Here is a 6,850-nt window from a genome sequence, read left to right as displayed (position 1 = left end):
TGTTATACATTCCAGTCAAATTAAATTTGCCAACTAGAGAGCGCTTTTCCTCCGGAACACAGAAACGGGTAGAATCAATCAATGCAGTTGTTTTCTTTCGAGGTGTCGTCATTACTAAGAAAGCTACCCGTTCCTTAGCCGGTATTGCCGGAATTGTCGCCGTTGCCACCTTAATCAGTAAGGTTTTTGGTTTGGTCCGCGAACAGGTAATCGCCGCTGCCTACGGTGTTGGACCGGTGGTGAACGCCTACGCTTTTGCCTACGTTATCCCCGGGTTTCTGTTAATTCTCCTCGGGGGCATTAACGGCCCCTTTCACAGCGCTTTGGTCAGTGTTTTGGCCAAAAGAGATAAATCCGAGTCCGCGCCGATTGTCGAGACTATTACCACCCTAGTCAGTGCGATTTTATTAGCTGTCACCGTCTTTTTAATCGTTTTTGCCAATATTTTTATCGATGTTCTCGCTCCCGGTTTAGATGCCGCCACCCGCAGCATGGCCATTCAACAACTGCAAATTATGGCCCCCATGGCGGTTTTAGCCGGTTTAATCGGCATCGGTTTCGGTACTCTCAACGCGGCGGATCAATACTGGCTACCGAGTCTCAGTCCGCTTTTTTCCAGTGTAGCGGTGATTATCGGGGTGGGTTTGCTGGCCTGGTCACTTGGCGATCGCATTGATGAGCCGCAATATATTCAACTGGGGGGTTTTGTCCTCGCCGGCGGTACTCTCGTCGGGGCGCTCTGGCAATGGTTAGCACAAGTGGGCGCACAAGTCAAGGCAGGTTTAGGAAAATTAATATTTCGTTGGGATTGGCGGATACCGGGGGTGTCGGAGGTGTTGCGGGTGATGATTCCGGCGACCTTATCTTCGGGAATGTTGCATATTAACGTTTATACTGACCTCTTTTTCGCTTCTTTTATCGAAAATGCCGCCGCATCCATGCGTTACGCCAGTTTTATCGTTCTCACGCCCTTGGGCATCATGTCCAACATGATTCTCGTGCCGTTTATGCCGATATTTTCTCGACTGACGGAACCAGAAAATTGGGGAGAATTGAAGCAAAGAATCCGTCAGGGTTTATTATTGACGGCTTTAACCATGTTACCCTTCACGGCTATCTTTATCGCCCTCGCTTTCCCGGTAGTGCGGGTTATCTATCAACGGGGTGCCTTTAATCTGGCTGCCTCGGAACAGGTGGTTCCCGTATTAATGGCCTACGGTTTCGGGATGTTTTTCTATCTCGGCCGCGATGTTTTAGTACGAGTGTTCTATGCTTTGGGTGATGGCGAAACTCCTTTTAAGGTGAGTATGGTAAATATTTTTCTCAATGGTGTGCTGGATTTCCTCTTGTATAAACCTTTTGGTACTCCGGGGATTGTTTTAGCAACTGTGGGGGTTAATATCCTTTCTATGGGCATTTTCACGGTGATTTTAAATCGTCGTTTAGGGGGTTTACCCTTGGGAGAATGGGGTTTATCCTTATTGGGATTAACGGTAATTACCATGCTTTCTGGTGTTGCTAGTTGGGGTGCTAGTTGGGGTTGGGAAAAGGTTTTCGGTGCTGGTAATATTTTCCTACAATTATTACAGTTAGGTTTGGCCTCGACCGTAGCGGTGGGTTTATTCCTCCTCGGTGCGATGTTATTGAAGTTACCTGAATTAGACCTGTTAATCTCGCGAGTTCGTCAGAAGTTCTTGAAAAAATCTTAGGTCTAAGTTCCGGCCCCACTAGATTAAAGAAAGGTTACACCCTAGCCAATACCAAATCAGTTTTTAAGAGTCTGATTAACTCCCCCCCTCGCTCGTAATTACTGTTATAGGGGACGGAAGAATTTTTTCAATTTGCTCGCTCTCTTTTTGTTTAATATCAAACAAATCGAATCGGATTTGAAGATTTAACCAAAAATCAGGAGAGACTTGCAAGTATTTAGCTAGTCTTAAAGCGGTGCTAGGGGTAATCCCCCGACGACCGTTGACGATTTCGTTGATTTGCCGGTAGGGAACTCCGATTGCGTCGGCAAGTTGACGTTGTGTGATTCCCATCGGCTGCAAAAATTCCTCTTTCAGCATCTGGCCCGGATGGGTGGGTCTTCTATGGGTAGGTATGCGAACCATGCTTATACTCCTTTTTTAACTCCCTAAACTATTTCTTTTTTGCAGGGATTGTACTCTTAGACTAAATCCATTTATTAAAAACTGATTATTTATTCCCCTTTTTGCATGAGTGCATGATTAGAAAACGGGTTTCTCGGAGAAACCCGTTTTCTGTGCGGTATAAAACCCTTACCTCGTCTATATTTCACATTTATTCAGCAAACCCTATTTATTTTTAGGAATTGGGGGCAGTTGCGGTGATTTTCGGCGAGAATTAGAACCGGATATTTTCGGGGGTAGGGGTGCAGAACTGCGATTAGATAAACTTTGAAGGCTCTTTTTCATATTAGCAGGTTCCGGCAGTTCTAGAGTTACCCCTTCTCTAGCAATCATTGTTTCCTCTGGTAGGCATAAATCAAAAACAAAGGCGGAATTATTGGTTAAATCAGCAAATTCTAATTTTACCATCTCCGCAGAGGATTCTAGTGCTAATAAAGGTTCAATTTCGGTTTTAATTAACTGTTCTAATTGAGCCAGATAATTGATCTTAACAGGAGTAACAATTAAAGTTAACGTTTCTTGCCAACCTTGCCCCCCCAATTCTGCCAGAATATCCCCATAACAGCGAATTTTCCAGCTACCTATTCCTAAATCTCGATAGGAAAAAATTTCCAGCCACCCCCCAGCATCCGATCGATAATAATGGGTATATCGTTCACTACTTTCGGGAGATTCGTAATCGATACGCACTTCGATATGGGCAAAAGGAGAATCCAGACGGGCCAAGAGACGATAGTTTCCCGAGACAATTTCTAGGGAATTAGTAGAAATTGTGCGTCCGTGATTCTCCCCTTGTTTTTGCAGTATAAATTCCATAATCTTAGCCTAGGCCTAATGTTTGGCCATGACGCTAAAACTTAGGATTTGTGCCTGGAGATTTGCGCTTTTAATTCCCCTGCTTGTGTCAATAAATCCGCTTGGGTTAGACTAATTTGTTCTTGGGTGGCCATCCATTTCAGTTGTACCGTGCCATTTTCAGCCTCAGCATCCCCTAAAATTATACAGCCCACGGCCTTAGCTCGATCGGCCCGTTTAAATTGTTTCCCGAAAGCGCTGCCACTTAAGTCTAACTCGACGCTAAACCCCAATCCGCGTAATTGCTGCGCTAATACCGCACTGCGCGCCTCAGCTTTTTCTCCTTTGGAGACGAGATAAAAATCGGGAACCAAAAAAGATAAAGATTGCTTTTGTTGTAATAATATAATCAGACGTTCTAAACCGATCGCCCAACCCACTGCTGGTGTGTCTGGACCGCCTAATTGAGCTATTAAACCATCATAACGACCACCACCGCAAACCGTGGCTTGAGCGCCTAAATCATCGGACTGAATTTCAAAGGCCGTATGGGTGTAATAGTCCAATCCTCGCACTAAACAGGGATTAAGATTATAGATAACTCCCAAATCAGTTAGTAAAGATTGTACCCGTTCAAAATACTTTTGAGAATCACTACCGAGATGTTCAAGAATACTGGGGGCATTCTCACAGATAATCTTGGTTTTCTCGTCCTTACTATCCAAAATTCGCAGGGGATTTTTTTCTAATCTCTGTTGAGAATCCGCATCTAAATCAGCTTTGTAGGGAGTCAAATAATCTAGCAAGGCCTGACGATAATTTTGCCTATCTTGGGCATTTCCCAGGGAATTAAGGTCTAATTTTAGGTTTTCTAGCCCCACAGCTTTTAATATCTCGCTGGCAAGGGTAATTACTTCCACATCCGCCCTAGGGTCATCACTTCCCAACAATTCGACCCCGATTTGATGAAACTGTCGCTGCCTACCCGCTTGCGGACGTTCATAACGAAACATCGGCCCCTTATACCAGAGTCTTTGTACTCCTCCGGCGGCCTGTAATTTGTGTTCAATATAGGCGCGAACGACCCCAGCCGTTCCCTCCGGTCGCAAAGTCAGGGAACGTTGACCGCGATCAAGGAAAGTGTACATTTCTTTACCCACCACGTCCGTCGCTTCCCCAATACCCCGTTCAAAAAGTTGCGTCTGTTCAAAAATGGGAGTTCGTATCTCTTGATACAGCGCAGTCCCTAAAATTCTGCTGGCAGTTTCCTCTAACCACTGCCAGTAACCGACCTCCGCCGGTAAAATATCTTTTGTGCCTCGGATTGCCTGGATTTCGCCCATAGTTCTCTGTATTTTTATCCCTATTTGAACAATCTTAAACCGCTTAGAGTCACTAATACCGTCGATCCTTCATGACCGATGACACCAAGAGGTAAAGTTATATCACCGGCAAAATTGGCTATTAGCAATATGCCGATAAACGCGAGGGCGAAAGTGATATTCTGTTTAACAATGCGATTGGCACGACGACCGAGGTTAATAGCGCTGGGAATTTTGGCTAAATTATCGGACATAAGGATAATATCGGCCGTTTCCAAGGCGACATCACTACCCGCTTTTCCCATGGCAATCCCCACATTAGCCATAGCTAAAGCGGGCGCGTCATTAATGCCATCTCCTACCATAGCGACAGTGTGATATTTTTCTTGCAGATTTTGGATAACGGTTAACTTATCTTCGGGCAGTAAATCAGCGTAAACCTCCTCAATGCCGAGTTTTTCAGCGACTTTATCGGCACTTTGTTGATTATCACCCGTAATTAAAACGATATGTTCGATACCGATCTTTTTTAGCTGCTTCACCAGATTAACTGCCGAGTCACGAAGGGTATCGGCCACAGCGATCGCACCGAGCATTTGATTCTCTTGTACTACCCAAACTAGGGTTCTGCCTTCTTTTTGTAAACGTTCGCGGATAGCTAAAATATTCTGGTCAAGATCAGCAATATGGTCACGAATATAGGCAAAATTGCCCACAGATACCGACTTATCGGCAATTTTTCCCGTGATACCCCGTCCTGATACCGCTTGCACCTGATTAGCACTGAAGAAATTTATACCACGTTCCCTGGCTGTGGCGGTAATAGCGGATCCGATGGGATGTTCCGAACAGGATTCTAGGGCTGCAGCCACCGCTAACACCTCATTTTCGCTGACTGCATGGATAGGGATAATTTCCACCACTTGCAACTTACCAAGGGTGAGAGTGCCGGTTTTATCAAAAGCGATCGCTCGTATGCGGCCGATCATCTCCAATCTTGCGCCATTTTTGAATAAAATCCCCTGTTTTGCCCCGTTAGCGATACCCGATAACAAAGCTGGCATAATTGAGGCCATTAAAGCACAGGGAGAAGCCACCACGAGAAAAATTAAGGCCCGATAGATAGTAGTTTCCCAGGTCCAACCCCAGAGAAAAGGCGGTAAAATCCCGAAAATTAAGCCCAAAATCACGATAATTTTCGCATAACCCCGCTCGAAACCTTCGATAAACTGTTGGGAGGGAGGGGATTCATTTTGCGCTTTTTCTACCAAACGAATCACCCTCTCAATTAAGCGACTTTCGGGGGTAGTTTCCACCTTTAAACGTAGCACTCCCGCACCGTTGAGAGTTCCCGCAAAGACTTCTTCCCCGATGGTTTTATCCACGGGAAGCGATTCCCCGGTAATTGGCGCTTGATTAATGGGACTATTTCCCTCCATAATAATGCCATCAATGGGGATTAATTCGCCCGGTTTGACCAAAACTGTGTCACCGATCTGTAATTGCTTGATAGGAACCTCTTTTTCCCTGTCTCCCGTGATTAATCTGGCAGTATCGGGAGTCATAGCCATGAGAGAACGAATATTGCGATCGGTTTTTGCCAGGGCAATCTGTTCTAAAGCACCACTAATAGCGAAAATCAGGATTAAAACGGCTCCATCGATGATGAGATAGTAATTACTGTCCCAGAGTCCCAAAATCGCCGCCCCTAACGCCGCTACAATCATTAAGAGGTCCACATCCAGTTCTTTTTCCTCAAATAAAGTCGTTAATCCTGCTTGGGTACTCTCGTATCCTCCCACCACATAGGCGATCGGTAGTAGGATTAAAGCTAGGCCGATCAGATTAAGGTGTAGGCATAACCAACCAAAAAAGACTAAAATAGCGCAAATTCCTGCGGCAACCGCCGAGGAATACTCAGACAACCAAGAGGACGAAATACTCTGAATCATGGAGCGATGGCAATTAATTCTCTCCCCATTCTAGAAAAAATTAGATCGATGCAGAAAACCCCTAGGACGTTATCCCCTGCAGCCAACCTAGCTGATAATAATTGGAATTTTGCCGAGGTTTGGATCGATCCGCTGCTATCTCCTCCCTATATCTTGCTTTTACTGGCTGAATCTTCAGGAAACTATTGCGTGTACGATCCCTCTGAGGGTTATCAGGTGGTATTTACCAGTGTGAGTTACGAGGAAGCGGAAAATTGGCTACTAGAGGACGAATTTGAACCGGTAGAGGGACGACTTTCGCCAGTAGAGATATAATTTCCTTATCTTCCTTTCCGCTTTTCTTCGATGCTATCCTTTTTTCTTCGATGCTATCCTTACTAAAAAAGCGATGGAATGGGCTAAAATCGCTCTTTATTGGCAGTCTGAAGGCAATTAACCCCAAAGAAGTCAAAAATACTCCTCCAGAAGCCAGCGACGCACCAGAGGGATAGACCGAACTCATGAAAACCGACACGATTTTCTACCGACTTTTTCAAACCTTTCCCGATCTTCTGTTTGAGTTAATCGACTTTCCCAGGGAATTAGCCGATTTCTATCGATTTTCCTCCGTAGAGGTGAAACAACTATC

General features: G+C 45.1%; 8 protein-coding genes. 4 read left to right on the top strand and 4 right to left on the bottom strand.

The window, feature by feature from the left end:
- The coding region (gene murJ / locus IM500_RS05690) for a murein biosynthesis integral membrane protein MurJ (RefSeq protein WP_287737945.1) at positions 1 to 1,709 on the top strand (1,709 nt) is incomplete at its 5' end.
- A 75-nt stretch (positions 1,710 to 1,784) separates the two neighbouring features.
- Here the strand turns inward: murJ and IM500_RS05685 are convergent.
- The 4 genes from IM500_RS05685 to IM500_RS05670 all read right to left on the bottom strand — a co-directional run bounded on the left by IM500_RS05685 (position 1,785) and on the right by IM500_RS05670 (position 6,222).
- Positions 1,785 to 2,114 carry a HigA family addiction module antitoxin gene (locus tag IM500_RS05685; protein WP_002786883.1) on the bottom strand — a complete coding sequence of 110 codons (330 nt, stop codon included), beginning with the start codon at positions 2,112 to 2,114 and terminating at the stop codon, positions 1,785 to 1,787.
- Positions 2,115 to 2,318: 204 nt separating this feature from the next.
- Positions 2,319 to 2,969 carry a hypothetical protein gene (locus IM500_RS05680; RefSeq protein WP_190720303.1) on the bottom strand — a complete coding sequence of 217 codons (651 nt, stop codon included), beginning with the start codon at positions 2,967 to 2,969 and terminating at the stop codon, positions 2,319 to 2,321.
- Positions 2,970 to 3,010: 41 nt separating this feature from the next.
- Positions 3,011 to 4,291, bottom strand: a complete 1,281-nt coding sequence (gene hisS / locus IM500_RS05675) for a histidine--tRNA ligase (protein ID WP_190720306.1) — start codon at positions 4,289 to 4,291, stop codon at positions 3,011 to 3,013.
- Between the two features lie 20 nt (positions 4,292 to 4,311).
- Positions 4,312 to 6,222 (bottom strand): heavy metal translocating P-type ATPase, encoded by a 1,911-nt coding sequence (locus tag IM500_RS05670; protein WP_287737941.1) that lies wholly within the window; start codon positions 6,220 to 6,222, stop codon positions 4,312 to 4,314.
- 6 nt (positions 6,223 to 6,228) lie between these two features.
- Here IM500_RS05670 and IM500_RS05665 point away from each other — a divergent pair, with 6 nt between their 5' ends.
- From IM500_RS05665 to IM500_RS05655, 3 genes are all read left to right on the top strand, one after another.
- Positions 6,229 to 6,537 (top strand): hypothetical protein, encoded by a 309-nt coding sequence (locus IM500_RS05665; RefSeq protein WP_287737939.1) that lies wholly within the window; start codon positions 6,229 to 6,231, stop codon positions 6,535 to 6,537.
- A gap of 50 nt (positions 6,538 to 6,587) precedes the next feature.
- A complete protein-coding gene (locus IM500_RS05660; RefSeq protein WP_287737937.1) occupies positions 6,588 to 6,713 on the top strand; it encodes a hypothetical protein in 126 nt (41 codons plus the stop codon).
- Positions 6,714 to 6,722: 9 nt separating this feature from the next.
- The coding region (locus IM500_RS05655; RefSeq protein WP_287737946.1) for a DUF2887 domain-containing protein at positions 6,723 to 6,850 on the top strand (128 nt) is incomplete at its 3' end.

Origin of the sequence: Microcystis sp. M179S2, from assembly GCF_020245805.1 — a bacterium.
Lineage (GTDB): Bacteria > Cyanobacteriota > Cyanobacteriia > Cyanobacteriales > Microcystaceae > Microcystis > Microcystis aeruginosa.
Note: the sequence above shows the minus strand (reverse complement) of the source record. Positions and strands in the feature narration are given on the sequence as shown.